Annotated in this window: 13 protein-coding genes; 7 read left to right on the plus strand and 6 right to left on the minus strand. The window is 72.4% G+C overall.

The window, feature by feature from the left end:
• The first annotated feature begins 134 nt into the window (after positions 1–134).
• The 3 genes from ACSUPR_RS09745 to ACSUPR_RS09755 all read left to right on the plus strand — a co-directional run bounded on the left by ACSUPR_RS09745 (position 135) and on the right by ACSUPR_RS09755 (position 3,502).
• A complete protein-coding gene (locus ACSUPR_RS09745) occupies positions 135–1,493 on the plus strand; it encodes an ABC transporter substrate-binding protein (protein ID WP_436890829.1) in 1,359 nt (452 codons plus the stop codon).
• Positions 1,494–1,583: 90 nt separating this feature from the next.
• Positions 1,584–2,561: a carbohydrate ABC transporter permease gene (locus ACSUPR_RS09750; protein ID WP_436890830.1), complete on the plus strand. Its 978-nt coding sequence runs from the start codon at positions 1,584–1,586 to the stop codon at positions 2,559–2,561.
• Positions 2,558–3,502, plus strand: a complete 945-nt coding sequence (locus ACSUPR_RS09755) for a carbohydrate ABC transporter permease (RefSeq protein ID WP_436890831.1) — start codon at positions 2,558–2,560, stop codon at positions 3,500–3,502. Before ACSUPR_RS09750 ends, ACSUPR_RS09755 begins: the two co-directional genes overlap by 4 nt.
• Positions 3,503–3,564: 62 nt before the next feature.
• Here ACSUPR_RS09755 and ACSUPR_RS09760 read toward each other — a convergent pair whose 3' ends face one another.
• The 5 genes from ACSUPR_RS09760 to ACSUPR_RS09780 all read right to left on the minus strand — a co-directional run bounded on the left by ACSUPR_RS09760 (position 3,565) and on the right by ACSUPR_RS09780 (position 8,756).
• Positions 3,565–4,470 (minus strand): fructosamine kinase family protein, encoded by a 906-nt coding sequence (locus ACSUPR_RS09760; protein ID WP_436890832.1) that lies wholly within the window; start codon positions 4,468–4,470, stop codon positions 3,565–3,567.
• Between the two features lie 26 nt (positions 4,471–4,496).
• Entirely contained in the window at positions 4,497–5,027 is a 531-nt protein-coding gene (locus tag ACSUPR_RS09765; RefSeq protein ID WP_436890833.1) for a low molecular weight protein-tyrosine-phosphatase, read from the minus strand.
• 77 nt (positions 5,028–5,104) lie between these two features.
• Positions 5,105–5,539 carry a response regulator gene (locus tag ACSUPR_RS09770; RefSeq protein WP_436891936.1) on the minus strand — a complete coding sequence of 145 codons (435 nt, stop codon included), beginning with the start codon at positions 5,537–5,539 and terminating at the stop codon, positions 5,105–5,107.
• Positions 5,540–5,547: 8 nt separating this feature from the next.
• On the minus strand, positions 5,548–7,482 hold the full coding sequence (locus ACSUPR_RS09775; RefSeq protein ID WP_436890834.1) for a sensor histidine kinase: 1,935 nt from the start codon (positions 7,480–7,482) through the stop codon (positions 5,548–5,550).
• Positions 7,483–7,505: 23 nt separating this feature from the next.
• Entirely contained in the window at positions 7,506–8,756 is a 1,251-nt protein-coding gene (locus tag ACSUPR_RS09780) for a PP2C family protein-serine/threonine phosphatase (RefSeq protein WP_436891938.1), read from the minus strand.
• 502 nt (positions 8,757–9,258) lie between these two features.
• Here ACSUPR_RS09780 and ACSUPR_RS09785 point away from each other — a divergent pair.
• The 3 genes from ACSUPR_RS09785 to ACSUPR_RS09795 all read left to right on the plus strand — a co-directional run bounded on the left by ACSUPR_RS09785 (position 9,259) and on the right by ACSUPR_RS09795 (position 11,095).
• Positions 9,259–9,939 (plus strand): heme oxygenase (biliverdin-producing), encoded by a 681-nt coding sequence (locus tag ACSUPR_RS09785; protein ID WP_436890835.1) that lies wholly within the window; start codon positions 9,259–9,261, stop codon positions 9,937–9,939.
• A gap of 98 nt (positions 9,940–10,037) precedes the next feature.
• Positions 10,038–10,697 carry a TetR/AcrR family transcriptional regulator gene (locus ACSUPR_RS09790; RefSeq protein ID WP_436890836.1) on the plus strand — a complete coding sequence of 220 codons (660 nt, stop codon included), beginning with the start codon at positions 10,038–10,040 and terminating at the stop codon, positions 10,695–10,697.
• A 131-nt stretch (positions 10,698–10,828) separates the two neighbouring features.
• On the plus strand, positions 10,829–11,095 hold the full coding sequence (locus ACSUPR_RS09795; RefSeq protein WP_436890837.1) for a hypothetical protein: 267 nt from the start codon (positions 10,829–10,831) through the stop codon (positions 11,093–11,095).
• Between the two features lie 362 nt (positions 11,096–11,457).
• Here the strand turns inward: ACSUPR_RS09795 and ACSUPR_RS09800 are convergent, their stop codons facing one another.
• Entirely contained in the window at positions 11,458–12,369 is a 912-nt protein-coding gene (locus ACSUPR_RS09800; RefSeq protein ID WP_436891939.1) for a 3'-5' exonuclease, read from the minus strand.
• A gap of 177 nt (positions 12,370–12,546) precedes the next feature.
• Between ACSUPR_RS09800 and ACSUPR_RS09805 the strand changes: the two genes are divergently transcribed.
• Entirely contained in the window at positions 12,547–13,509 is a 963-nt protein-coding gene (locus ACSUPR_RS09805; protein WP_436890838.1) for an asparaginase, read from the plus strand.
• The last annotated feature ends 8 nt before the right edge of the window (positions 13,510–13,517 follow it).

Raw genomic sequence — 13,517 nt, forward strand, 5'->3', positions numbered from 1 at the left:
CATGGGTGGTGACCAGGGTGTTTCGCCATTGTTACGAAAGGATTTGCGAATTTTGTAGACATTTGCAGCCATTCCGGCTTCGATCGTGTTCCAGCGTGCCCCGAGCCACATGTCCCCTCGCACAAGGGAGAGCCATGCCGAGTACAGATCCCAGGAACCGCCGTCACCTGGCCCTGGCCGCCGCGGCGGGGAGCGTCGTCCTCCTCGCCTCGGGCTGCGGCTACCTCAGCGGTGAAGGAGGTGGAGGCGGCGGAGCAGACGCCGGCGACGTCGACTGCGCGCCCTTCGAGGCGTGGGCGGACGTCGAGGGGACCGTCAGCATCTACTCCTCCATCCGCGACGAGGAGGCCGAGCGGATGGACCGCTCCTGGGCCGACTTCGAAGCGTGCACCGGCATCGACATCCAGCACGAGGGAAGCGGCGAGTTCGAGGCCCAGCTGCCCATCCGCCTCGAGGGCGGCAACGCCCCCGACCTGGCCCTCATCCCCCAGCCCGGCCTGCTCCAGCGGGTGGTCGAGGACGGCTACGCCGTGCCCGTCGCCGACGGCGTCAAGGCCAACGCCGAAGAGGGCTGGGGCGACGACTGGCGCGGCTACGCCACCTTCGACGGAGAGCTGTACGGCACCCCCTACGGCGCCAACATGAAGTCGATGGTCTGGTACTCGCCGACGTTCTTCAACGAGAACGGCTACGAGGTCCCGCAGACCTGGGACGAGATGACCGCCCTCAGCGACGAGATCGCCGAGTCCGGCACCAAGCCGTGGTGCGTGGGCTTCGAGTCCGGTGACGCCACCGGCTGGCCCGGCACCGACTGGATCGAGAACGCGCTGCTGCGCACCGCCGGCACCGACGTGTACAACCAGTGGGTCTCCCACGAGATCCCCTTCGACGACCCGCAGGTCGCCGAGGCGTTCGAGCTGGCCGGCGGCATCGTCCGCAACTCCGACTACGTCAACGGCACCTTCGGCGACGTGGAGAGCATCGCCGTCACCTCCTTCCAGGAGGCCGGGCTGCCGCTGCTCGACGGCGGCTGCGCCATGTACCTGATGGGCTCGTTCTACTCCGCGCAGTTCGAGGAGGGCGTCACCGTCGCCGAGGACGGCGACGTGTACGGCTTCGTCCTGCCGCCGCTGGAGGCGGGCGCCGAGGTCCCGGTCATGGGCGGCGGCGAGTTCGCGGTGCCCTTCGCGGACCGGCCCGAGGTCGCGGCGGTCCACGAGTACCTGTCCACCCCGGAGTACGCCGAGAGCCGCGCCTCCGAGGGCTCCTGGGTCTCCGCCAACCGGAACATGGACCCGAGCGTGATCGAGGACCCGGCCGCCAAGTTCGCCGCCGAGGTGCTGCTGTCGCCGGACACCGTCTTCCACTTCGACGGCAGTGACGCGATGCCCTCCTCCGTCGGCACCAACGTGTTCTGGAACGGCATGGTCGACTGGGTGACCGGCACCTCCACCGAGGACGTGCTGGAGAGCATCGAGTCCTCCTGGCCGTAGCGGCCCCGGAGAGGGGACGGCGGCCCGCCGCCGTCCCCTCTCCTCTTCCACCCCTCCATCCCCCCTCTCGTACTCACAAGGGGCCCACCCATGGAGTTCTCGTTCCTGAACGAGCTTCCCAAGATCGTGTGGATGCTCATCGGGATCGCCGCCTTCCTCGGCGTCATCGGCCTGATGCTGGTCCTCGTCGACGTGCCCCGGACCCGGCGCGACCGGTGGCAGGCGTTCCTGTTCCTCGCCCCCGCCCTGCTCCTCCTGGCGGGCGGCCTCATCTACCCCGTCCTGCGCACCACCTACCTTTCCTTCCACGACCGCTCCGGTGACGAGTTCGTGGGCCTGGCCAACTACATCTGGATGTTCCAGCGGCCGGAGATCCTGCTGGTGCTGCGCAACACCCTGCTGTGGGTGGTGTTCGCGCCGGTGCTGTCCACCGCGATCGGCCTGGTCTACGCGGTGCTGGTCGACCGGTCCCGGTTCGAGTCGGTGGCCAAGTCCCTGGTGTTCATGCCGATGGCGATCTCGTTCGTCGGCGCGAGCATCATCTGGCGGTTCGTGTTCGCCTACCGGCCCGCCGACCAGGAGCAGTACGGCCTGTTCAACCAGATCGTCGTGTGGTTCGGCGGCGAGCCCCGGCTGTGGCTGCTGGAACAGCCGCTGAACACGTTCCTGCTGATCCTGGTGCTCATCTGGGTGCAGGCCGGGTTCGCGATGGTCGTGCTGTCGGCCGCCATCAAGGCCATCCCGTCCGAGATCGTCGAGGCGGCGCGCATCGACGGAGCCGGATCCCTCCAGCTGTTCCGGAGCATCACCCTGCCGTCGGTGTGGCCGACCGTCCTGGTCGTCCTCATCACCATCACCGTGCAGACCCTGAAGGTGTTCGACATCGTCCGCACGATGACCGGCGGCAACTACGGCACCAGCGTGATCGCCAACGAGATGTACAGCCAGGCGTTCTCCCAGGGCCAGACCGGCCAGGGGTCGGCCCTCGCGGTGTTCCTGTTCGTCCTGGTCATCCCGCTGGTGGTCTTGCAGATCCGCCGCACCCGCAAGGCGAGGGAGCTGTCGTGAACCCCACCCCCACCATCACCGACGTCCGCGACGCGGGGCCCGCCGCCCGGGTGCGGCGCAGGCTGAGCGGGTCGGCGGCGAGCCTGGCCGCGCTCGTCATCGCAGTGCTGTGGACGCTGCCCACCGCGGGGCTGTTCATCTCCTCGTTCCGGCCCGCCGACCAGATCCGCACCACCGGCTGGTGGATGTTCTTCGCCTCCCCCGAGGTGACCCTGGACAACTACCGGGACGTGCTGTTCGGCACCGCCAGCGACGGGCGGCTGGCCAGCCACTTCGTCAACTCGTTCGTGATCACGCTGCCCGCGACGGTGTTCGTGCTGGGCCTGGCCGCGCTGGCGGCCTACGCGCTGGCGTGGATCGACTTCCGCGGGCGCGACTGGGTTTTCCTGGGGATCTTCGCGCTCCAGATCGTGCCGCTGCAGATGGCGCTGGTACCGCTGCTGCGCTTCTTCTCCCAGGGGGTCACCGTCGGCGGCGTCCAGGTGCTGCCCGCCTGGGAGCTGACCGGGGCGATGGCGTTCACCAACGTGTGGGTGGCGCACACGATCTTCGGGCTGCCGCTGGGCGTGTTCCTGCTGCACAACTTCATCTCGCAGCTGCCCCGGACCCTGTTCGAGGCGGCCCGGGTGGACGGCGCCGGGCACGGCCGCATCTTCATGCGGATCGTGCTGCCGCTCATCACCCCGGCCCTGGTGTCGCTGGGCATCTTCCAGTTCCTGTGGGTGTGGAACGACCTGCTGGTGGCGCTGATCTTCACCGGGGGCGACACCGCCACGGCCCCGCTCACCGTGCGGCTGGCCGAACTGGCGGGTACCCGCGGCGAGGCCTGGCACCGCCTGACGGCGGGCGCGTTCGTCTCGATGATCGTGCCGCTGACGGTGTTCTTCCTCCTCCAGCGCCACTTCGTCCGCGGCCTCCTGGCGGGCAGCGTCAAGGGCTGAGCGGTGTCCGCCCCGGGCCCCCGCGGGTGCCCTCGCCGGAACACGGCGGCTCCGCGCCGTCCTCAGCCTCTGAGGGCGGCGCGGGCCGTTTCCAGGGCGGTCGTCCGGTAGGCCGCGCCGAACAGGCACACGTGGACCAGCAGCGGGTACAGCTGGTGCAGGGCCACCCGGGACCGCCAGCCCTCCGCCAGCGGTGCCACCTCGTTGTAGGCGTCGCGCACCCGCTCCAGGTGCGGCAGGCCGAACAGGGTGAGCATGGCCAGGTCGCCCTCCCGGTGCCCGCCGTGGGCGGCCGGGTCGACGAGTACCGCGTCCCGGCCGCGCCAGAGCACGTTGCCGCTCCACAGGTCGCCGTGGACGCGGGCGGGCGGCTCGGGATCCCCCGCCAGTTCGGCGACCCGGTCCACCACCTTCTCCACGGCCCGCCCGTCGACGGGGGTGAGCCCGCCCTGGTCGACGGCCCGGCGCAGGCAGGGGCGCAGCCGCTGCTCGGCGTAGAAGACCGGCCAGCTCCGGGCGGGCGTGTTGTCCACGGGCAGCGGGCCGATGTAGCCGGGCCAGGCGGCGCCGAAGTGGTCCGCGCCGGTCAGGTGCAGCGCGGCCAGCCGGCGGCCCAGGCGCTCGGCGGCGTCCGGCGAGGGATCGCGCTCCTCCACCCACGGCAGCACCAGGATCCGCTCGTCCCAGGCGACCGGCTCCAGCGCCGGGGAGCCGAACGCGTGGCCCAGCCACTCAAGGCCGCGGGCCTCGGAGGTGAGCACGGCGCTGGGTCCGGTGTTGCGCGGCAGCGACTTGACGAAGAAGCGGGTGCCGTCCTCGGCCTCCGCGTAGGAGATGTCCCAGTCGTGGCTGCGCTGGGCCGGCAGGGCCCGGCGCACCCGCAGGCCCAGCAGCGCGGTCAGCCGCTCGGCCAGGGTCCCCTTGACCGGGTCCCGCCGCCGCCCCTCACCGCCGTCCGCAGCGCACACCGCTCCCTCCTCCACCCGGCCTCCCGCTAGCGTTGCTTGAGCAGTGCGGTGAGTTCCCCGGTCAGGCCCTTGGCCGCGGCCTCCACCATGTTGAGGACGGCGGTGAACCCGTCGTCGCCCCCGTAGTAGGGGTCGGGCACCTCGGGGTTGGGGCCCACCCCCGGGGCGAAGGAGCGGAACAGCCGCAGCCGGGCGGGGTCGAAACCGTGCCCGGCCCCGTACCGGTCGATGATGCGGCGCAGGTCGTCGAGGTTGTCCAGGTCCATGACCAGCAGCAGGTCGAGGCGGGACAGGTCGGCCGGGTCGAACTGCCGGGCGGTGTGGTCGGTGAGGTACCCGTGCACACGCAGGGTGGCCGAGGCCCGGGGGTCCATCGCCCCGCCCACGTGCCAGTCACCGGTACCGGCGCTCTCCACCTCCACGAGGTCGCCCAGCCCGGCCCGTTCCAGGTCGGCCGCCAGCACCTTGGCGGCCATCGGCGAGCGGCAGATGTTGCCCAGGCACACCACGCCGACTCGGTAGGGGCCGTCGGGGTCGCGAGGTTCCGGCAAGCTCATACCCCTTACCGTAACGAAAAACCGGCGCGGCCACCCGCTTCGCGGCGGGCGCGTTCGCCGCGGTCCGGTAACGCCGGTCAGCCCTTGGGCAGGCGGACCACGGTGACGAAGAAGTCGTCGATCTGCCGGACGACCTTGATGAACTGGTCGAAGTCCACCGGTTTGGGCACGTATGCGTTGGCGTGGAGGCGGTAGCTGCGCAGTACGTCCTCCTCCGCCTCAGAGGTGGTGAGCACGACGACGGGGATGTGCGCGAGCTCGTCGTCGTTCTTGACCTCCTGGAGGACCTCCCGGCCGTCCTTCCGGGGCAGGTTGAGGTCGAGCAGGATCAGGTGCGGCCGCGGGGCCTCGGCGTACTCGCCCTCCCGGCGCAGGAAGCGCAGGGCCTCGACGCCGTCGGAGACCACGTGCAGGCGGTTGCCCAGCTTGTGTTCCTCGAACGCCTCCTTGGTCATGAGGACGTCGCCCGGGTCGTCCTCGACCAGCAGCACCTCGATCGGATGCACCAACATGACCTCGCTCAAGCCTCAGAACCCCTGTCAGGGTCCGCCCCGCCGTCGGGGGGAACCGTACCGCCATCGGACGCGGGCGCGGTGGAGGCCGACCCGGGGGCCTCCCCCTCGGGTGCGTCCGCCTCCGCTCCGTCCCGGCCCGTGGACCATCGTGCGGCCGTCGGTGCCGGTCCCGCGGGGGCGGTCTCGGCCTCCTGAACCCCGTCGTCGGAGAGCGCTTCCCGGACGGCGGTCGCGCCGTCCGCGTCCGCGGTCTCCTCCTGCCCGGGGTCGACGGGCAGAGACCAGCATATGCGCGTTCCGGTACGGGGAGCCTCCCCCTCACCGGAGGTTTCCGGCCCGTGCGAGGTGTCCAGCCAGATCCGGCCGCCGTGGAACTCGACGATCTTCTTGCACATCGCCAGGCCGATACCGGTTCCCGTGTACTTCTCCCTCGTATGCAACCGCTGGAAGATCACGAAGATGCGCTCGGCGTACTGCGGTTCGATCCCGATTCCGTTGTCCTGGCAGCAGAAGATCCACTCGTCGCCCCGGCGCTCGACGCCGATGCGGACGCGCGGGTCCTCCTCGCCGCGGAACTTGACGGCGTTGCCCACCAGGTTGAAGAACACCTGGGTGAGCAGGGTGCGGTCGCCCTGGACGGTGGGCAGCTCGTCCCAGGTGACCTCGGCGCCGGTCTCCTCCAGGCGGGTGGACAGGCTGAGGAGGGCGTCGTCGAGGGCGCGGTCGAGGTCGACCGCGGCGAAGTTCTTGGTACGGCCGACCCGGGAGAAGGCGAGCAGGTCGTTGATGAGGGTCTGCATGCGCTTGGCGCCCTCGACCGCGAAGTCGATGTAGGAGTCGGCGCGCTCGTCGAGCTGGCCCTGGTAGCGGCGCTGGAGCAGCTGGCAGAAGCTGGCGACCTTGCGCAGCGGCTCCTGGAGGTCGTGGGAGGCGACGTAGGCGAACTGCTCCAGCTCCAGGTTGGAGCGGCGCAGCTCCTCGGCCTGGTGCTCCAGCAGGGCGGACTGCTCCTGGAGCTTGCGCCGGGCGGAGGCGACCTCGTCCAGGTCCTGGACGATGCGCTCACGCATGGCGTCCACGTCCCGGCCCAGGCGGACGATCTCGGGCGGGCCGTGCAGGGAGATGCGGTGGGCGTAGTAGCCCTCCGACACCTGGCGCATGTGCCCGGCCAGCTCGTCCAGGGGGCGCAGCACCCACTGCTGGAGCATCACCCACAGGAACACCGACAGGAACACCACGACCAGTCCGACCAGCACCAGCAGGGCGACGACCTGCTGGGTGGCCAGGGTCAGGCCGCTGCGGGCCTCCTCGATCTCGTTCTGGAGGTTGTGCAGGGCGGCCTCGCTGGCACGGCTGAGCTCCAGGTAGAGGACCCGGCCGCGGCGCAGATCGTCCTGGCTCGGCTCCTGCCCGTTGCCGACCTGCTCCAGGGTGGGCTCGGCGAACTCCTCGGTCCAGATCTCCCCCGCCCGCAGCAGGGAGTCGATGTTGGCCGCCAGGGCCGGGTCCTCCTCGCGGCGGCCGTCGGCGAGTTCGCGCAGCAGCGCCCGTTCCTCGGTGATCTTGAGGCGGGCGTCGATGTAGGGCTGGAGGAACTCGCGCTCCTCGGTGAGGATGTAGCCGCGCAGGGCGTGGTCCTGGGTCAGGTACGCCGAGCGGGTCTGCTCGACGGAGCCGACGGCCGGGGTGAGCTCGTCGACCTGCAGGGCCAGGGAGTCGCGGGCGCTGAAGGCGGCCAGGGTGATGATCGAGACGGCGACGACCAGGACGACCGCGACCACGGTCAGCAGGCTGGTCACCCGGCGGCGCAGGCTCCACGACTCGTGGGGGACGGCGGGCCGGCCCCGGTCGCCGTTGACGAAGTGGACACCGCCGACGGAGGGGGTCGGGGGCGCGCCGGACTCCGCGGGGGCCTCGGCTCCGTCGGTGCCGGTCGCCATGGCCGTCCCCTCCCCGGGAGGCGTCACTCCCGTTCTCCGTTGCTCTCCTCGTGGTCGCCGTGGCTGATGAGGAGCATCGCCACGTCGTCCTGGAGCGGTCCCCCGTTGCTGTGCTCGGCCTCGTCCACCACGTGCTCGGGCAGCCGGGCCAGGGAGACGCCCTGCTCCAGGATGCCGGTGACCAGCCGGCGCAGGCCCGCGACCTCCAGGCGGGCGGGGGGCTCCCCGTCGTAGGCGTCGACCAGGCCGTCGGTGTACATGAGCAGGCTGGAGCCGGTCGGCAGCCGGACCTCGTCGACGTCGGCGTCCTCGACCGGGAAGACGCCGAGCGGGGGCTGGGGGGTGACCGGGGTCTCCTCCACGGAGGCGCCCCGGACGATCATGGGCGGCGGGTGCCCCAGCACGCGCAGCCGGACCCGGTCTTCGCCGGTGTCCATGCTGGCCATGCACAGGGTCGCGTACATCTCCTCCTGGGCCCGCTCGCTGACGAGGATGGCCTCCAGGTTGGGCAGCACCGTGGACTCGGCGACCCCGGCCATGATGAGCGTCCGCCAGGCGATGCGCAGGCTGACGCCCAGCGCGGCCTCGTCGGGACCGTGGCCGCTGACGTCGCCGATGATGATGTGGGTGGTGCCGTCCTTCTCGACCGCGTCGTAGAAGTCCCCGCCGACGATGGCGCGCTTGCGCCCGGGCCGGTAGTAGGCGCGGTGGCTGAGGGGCGAGCGCTGGAGGAGCACCTGGGGCAGCAGGCCGCGCTCCAGGCGCATGTTCTCGCGGGCGCGCAGGCGGGCCTCGCGCAGCTGGTTGGCGTTCTCGTCGGCGCGTCGGCGCTCCAGGGAGTAGCGCAGGCTCCGGCCCAGCAGGGATCCGTCCACCTGGCCCTTGACGAGGTAGTCCTGGGCTCCGGCCGCCACGGCGGCGACGCCTTCGTGCTCGTCGTCCAGGCCGGTGAGGACGACGACGGCCGCCGAGGGGGCGCTCTGCAGCACCTCGCGGAGCAGGTCGAGGCCGTGCCCGTCGGGCAGGTTGAGGTCGAGCAGGACGCAGCCCCGGAAGCCCTTGAGGTGGCCGCGGGCCTCCTGGAGGGTGGCGACCCAGGTGATGCGGGTGGTGAGCGCCGTCTCGGCGAGCAGTTCCTCGGCGAGGAAGGCGTCGCCCGCGTCGTCTTCGATCAGCAGGACGTCAACCGATTCGACGGCAGCCTCCACCCGTTCGTTCAGGACGGCGTCGCCCGGGGCGGTGCGGCCGTCGGCGGAAGCGCCGTCAGCGGACACGCCGCCGCCGGGGACGGCGTGCGCCGTCCCCGCGCCGATCACCGTCGCGGGATCGTGCCCTGTTCTCCTGGTATCCACTCATCGCCTTCGGTCTGACGGTCCGCGGGCGCTCGCCGTCGCGCCGCCTGGGCCCGAGACGAACACCCCGGGGCGGTTCGGACCGCATGGCTCCCCAAAAGATAAACGCCCCGAGGACCTGTTGACCAGCAGGCGGGTGAGAGACACATCCGACGGCACCGGCGGGAACCGGGGCGCCGGACGGGAACCCCGGGCCCGAACCCGCTGGGGCCAAGGCGTTCCGCGGGGACCGCGGCGGGCGGGCGGCGAGCGCGTGCAGGGGCATGTGCACGCAGGTGCGGCGCCCTCCAATGTGAGGCCGGACACATGCTAGGCGACGCCGTCGGGCTTTTTTATGACAGGTCGTCGTATCCCCTTGAAGGGAGGATCACCTAAATGACATGATGTCATCAAAGGTACCGATCGAGGAAGGCGGAGAGCGCGGATGAGCGTCACGGCCGAAGCCCCCACCGCGGCCCCCGGCCCCGAGCCGTTCTCCGAGCGGCTCAGGGCGGCCACGTGGAGCGGCCACGAGGCCGCCGAGGACCACGGGTTCACCCGGGCCCTCATGTCCGGCACCCTGCCCCTGGCCGGGTACACCGCGATGGTCGCCCAGCACTACTTCGCCTACGTCGCGCTGGAGGAGGTCGGCCGCTCGCTGGCCGGCGACCGCCTCGCCGGCCGGTTCCACCGCCCCGAACTGGAACGGGTGCCCGCCCTCGTCCGGGACCTGGAGCACCTGCTCGGCGCCGACTGGCGCGAGCGCGTCGAGCCGACCCCCGCCACCCTCGCCTACGTCGCCCGCATCGAGCAGACGGCCGACCGGCCCGAGGGCTTCGTCGCCCACCACTACACCCGGTACATGGGCGACGTGTCCGGGGGCCAGTTCATCCGCCGCACCGCCGCCCGGGCCTACGGGCTCACCGACGGGGCCGGGGTCGCCTTCTACGTGTTCGACGGCCTGGGCAGCCTGCCGAGGTTCCGCGCGGACTACCGCGCACGCCTGGACTCCCTGGAGATGGACGACGCCACCGCGGAGCGGCTCATCGCCGAGACCCGCCTGGCCTACCGGCTCAACACGGAGGTGTTCGCCGACCTGGGGCGGCTCCACACCGCCGCCCCCTGAGGCCGCCCGCGAGGGGGCGGCCGGGGCCGTCCGGACCCGGGGCCGCGGAGGAGGCCGAACCGTGCGGCCCGGCCGCCCCGGCGTGCCACCATAGGGGAATGCCCAAGATCACGGCGCCCACCATCGCCGCCCACCGTGCCCGCACACGGGAGCGCATCATGGAGGCTGTCGACGAGCTCATCCGCTCGCAGGGGATCGACCGCGTCTCCATGACCGACGTCGCCAACGCCGCGGGCATCACCCGCACCGCGCTCTACAACTACTTCCCGGACAAGCCCACGCTGCTGCTGGCGTTCACCGAGGAGGTGAACAACCGCTTCGTGGAGAACTACCGGCGCGAGCTGCCCTCGGGGGTCTCCGCGGCCCGGCGGCTGTCGGCGTTCGTCCGCCTCCAGCTCGAAGGCATCGTGGCGCACCCGCACCCGCCCGCGGCCGAGCTCGGCGCCAGCCTGGGGCCGCAGGCCTACCAGGCGCTGGCCGCCCACGTCGCCCCGATGCAGAGCCTGCTCACGGAGATCCTGGAGGAGGGCATCGCCGGCGGCGAGTTCGACGCGATGCCCGCCGAGGCCGTGGCCCGGCTGACCCTGTCGATGGTCGGGTCACAGCGCATCCCCCTGGTGAGCGGGGAGATCGACCCGGAGGAGACGCACGCCCTGGTCACCAGGTTCGTCCTGCGCGCCCTGGGGGTCCCGACCGAAACCGTGGACACCATCGTCCTCAACCGTGACAGGAATGAGACCCTCGGCGACGGCGCATGAGCGGCGAGTGATAACGGACCGCCCGTAACGGGCGCCCGTGCGGCGATCGGACGATACCGACTCGAGAACCGCACTCCGGATCCGGTAGGAATCATGGCCCCGGACCCGAGTCGTGAAGGTTCTCCCCCGTCATGTCGCTCGTACTGCTGGCGATCGGTGTCGTACCGGTGCTGGTCGCGATGTTCAACAAGGTGCCCCGCTACGTCCCGCCCCGGCCCGGGCGCGCCCCCGCCCGCGGCGGAACCGCCACCCGGACGGCGCCCCGGGCCGCCGCCGCGACGGCACCGCGGCTGCGCCTGGCCCCCGCCCGCCTCACCGAGCAGGGCCGCGCCCTGCTCACCACCCTGGGCGGCAGCGCGATGATCATCGCGTTCTTCCTCGCCCTGTCCGGCCACTAGGGCGTGTTCGGCGGATCGTTCCGGGTCGCGGCCGTCGGGCCGCCTCCCGCCGCGCCGGCCGCGCTCGGACGGCCGAACCCGGGCCGGCCTGCGCTCGTCGCCTCGCGGGAGGTCGCCTGACGACCGCTCCCGGCACCCGGCGCAGGCGCCGAGCCGCACGAGAGCATCCGCCGGACAAGCCCTGGGGTCTGTTTTTCGAGTGCCGTCCTGTTCCGCGGGGGGTGTGTGAGGCGCCGGCGGGGTTCGGCAGGCCCGGAGGGGACGTCCGGGGAACGAGGACGTTCCCGTAGGGCCGAGGGCTCCCGCCTTCCGGGGGCGCCGAACGCGAACCGGAGCGGAGCGGAGGTTCGAAAAAACACAGCCTAGGGACGGCGCAGGCGGCGGCCCAGCCCGGCCAGCAGTCCGCCGGCGGCCAGGCCCGCGGCCACCGCGGCGGCCGTCGCGACCCTGCGGCGCGCCCGCGCGTCCCGGTGCGCCGCCATCTCGGCGATCGCCCGGTCGGTGGGACCGAACGCGCCGCCGCACAGCAACGGGTCCAGCTCCAGGGGGCGCCAGCGCGCCTCCGGCCACGGGCGCGGGGCGAACAGGTCCGGCGGCGTCGAGGTGCGCGGCTTCCAGCGCACTCCCCCGGCCGGGGCGCCCGAGGGCACGGGGACCCGCCGGTGCAGCGGGACCGCGATCGGCCCGGGCTCCGCGCCCTGGTAGCGCAGGTCGCCCGGAGCGTTGGCGATCAGCTCCACCAGGAGCCGGGCGCAGGCGCGGGCGTCGCCCAGGGCGGTGTGCTGGCCGGTCGGCCACGTTCCGCTCAGCGCGTGCGACGCCTTGGGCAGCGAGTAGCGCTCCAGCTTGACCTGCGCGCGCAGGGCGCGCAGCGTGCACAGCCCCGGCAGCCCCTGGGGCAGGCCGGAGGGGATCAGTTCCGAGGCCAGGAAGCGCTGCTCGAAGTCGAGGTTGTGGCCCACCACCACGGCGCCCGAGAGCAGCCGGACCAGCTCCGGCACCACCTCGTGAGCGGCCGGGGCGCCGATGACGTCGCCGTCGCCGATGCCGTGGAACTCGCGGCCGGCCACGTCGGTGCGCGGGTCGACCAGGGTGGTGAACTCCTCCAGCAGGGTGCCGTCGCCGCGCAGCCGCACCACCGCGATCTCCACGATGCGGGCACCCGAACGCGGGTCCAGTCCGGTGGTCTCGGTGTCGAGCACCGCGTACTCCAGGTCCGCCGCCCGGATGCCGCCCCTGCGCCGGGTCAGCGTCCCCATCCGCAGCGTTCCCATGCCCGTCCCCCCGTCGAAAACCGCTGGTTCCACCGCCATGACCCTACTCCCCGGCACCGACGGACCGGCCCACCCCGGCTCCTGCCGGAACGGAAGAAAGTACCCCGGGGTAACGTTCTGACGCGTGTCCGCACATCCGCGGACACTCCACGCACGCTCGACGATGAGGAGACCCGCATGACCCGAACCCCTCCGCCCGAGTACGTGCCCCTGGCAGAGGTGGTCCGCTCCGGGATGCGTGAGAGCGTGCACTACGGGGCGGTCGTCGGGCTGGCCGCGGACGGGCGCATCGCCCACGCGCGCGGCCCGGTGCACCAGCCCATGTTCCCCCGCTCCTCCGCCAAGCCGTTCCAGGCCGTGGCGATGCTGCGCGCCGGCGCCCCGCTGGACGGGCCCTCCCTGGCGATCGCGGCGGGCAGCCACGGCGGCGAGCCGATCCACGAGGAGCGCGCCCGGCTCGTCCTCGCCGAGGCCGGCCTCACCCCCGACGCACTGCGCTGCCCGCCCGACATCCCCGGCGGGTCGGCGGCCCGGCGGGACTTCGTCCGGGCCGGGCGCGAGCCCGAGCGCCTCCTCATGAACTGCTCGGGCAAGCACGCGGGCATGCTCGCCGCCTGCGTCGCCCGGGGGTGGAGCACCGAGGACTACCTCGACCCGGGGCACCCCCTCCAGGTGCTCGTCCGCGAGACCACGGAGGACCTGTGCGGCGAGGAGGTCGCCCACACCGCGGTCGACGGGTGCGGGGCGCCCCAGCTGGCCGTCTCCCTGGCGGGCCTGGCCCGGGGGCTGTGGCGGATGCGCACCGCGCCCGAGGGCTCCCCCGAGCGCGCGGTCCTGTCCGCCATGAGCGCCCACCCCGAGTACGTGTCCGGCACCGGCCGGGTGGACACCGACCTGATGACGCGCATGCCGGGCCTGGTGTCCAAGATCGGCGCCGACGGGGTGCTGGTCCTGTCCGCGCCCTCCGGGGAGGCCGTCGCCGTCAAGATCAGCGACGGGGACGCCGCGGAGCGGGCGCGTACGCTGGTCGCACTCGACGCCCTGCACACCCTGGGCGTGGACGTGACCCCCGTCGGGGACCGGCTGCGGGTGGACGTCTACGGCGGTGGCGCCCCGGTCGGCGAGGTCCGCCCGCTCTGAACGGAGGC

Origin of the sequence: Nocardiopsis dassonvillei (assembly GCF_964273065.1) — a bacterium.
Taxonomy (GTDB): domain Bacteria; phylum Actinomycetota; class Actinomycetes; order Streptosporangiales; family Streptosporangiaceae; genus Nocardiopsis; species Nocardiopsis dassonvillei_B.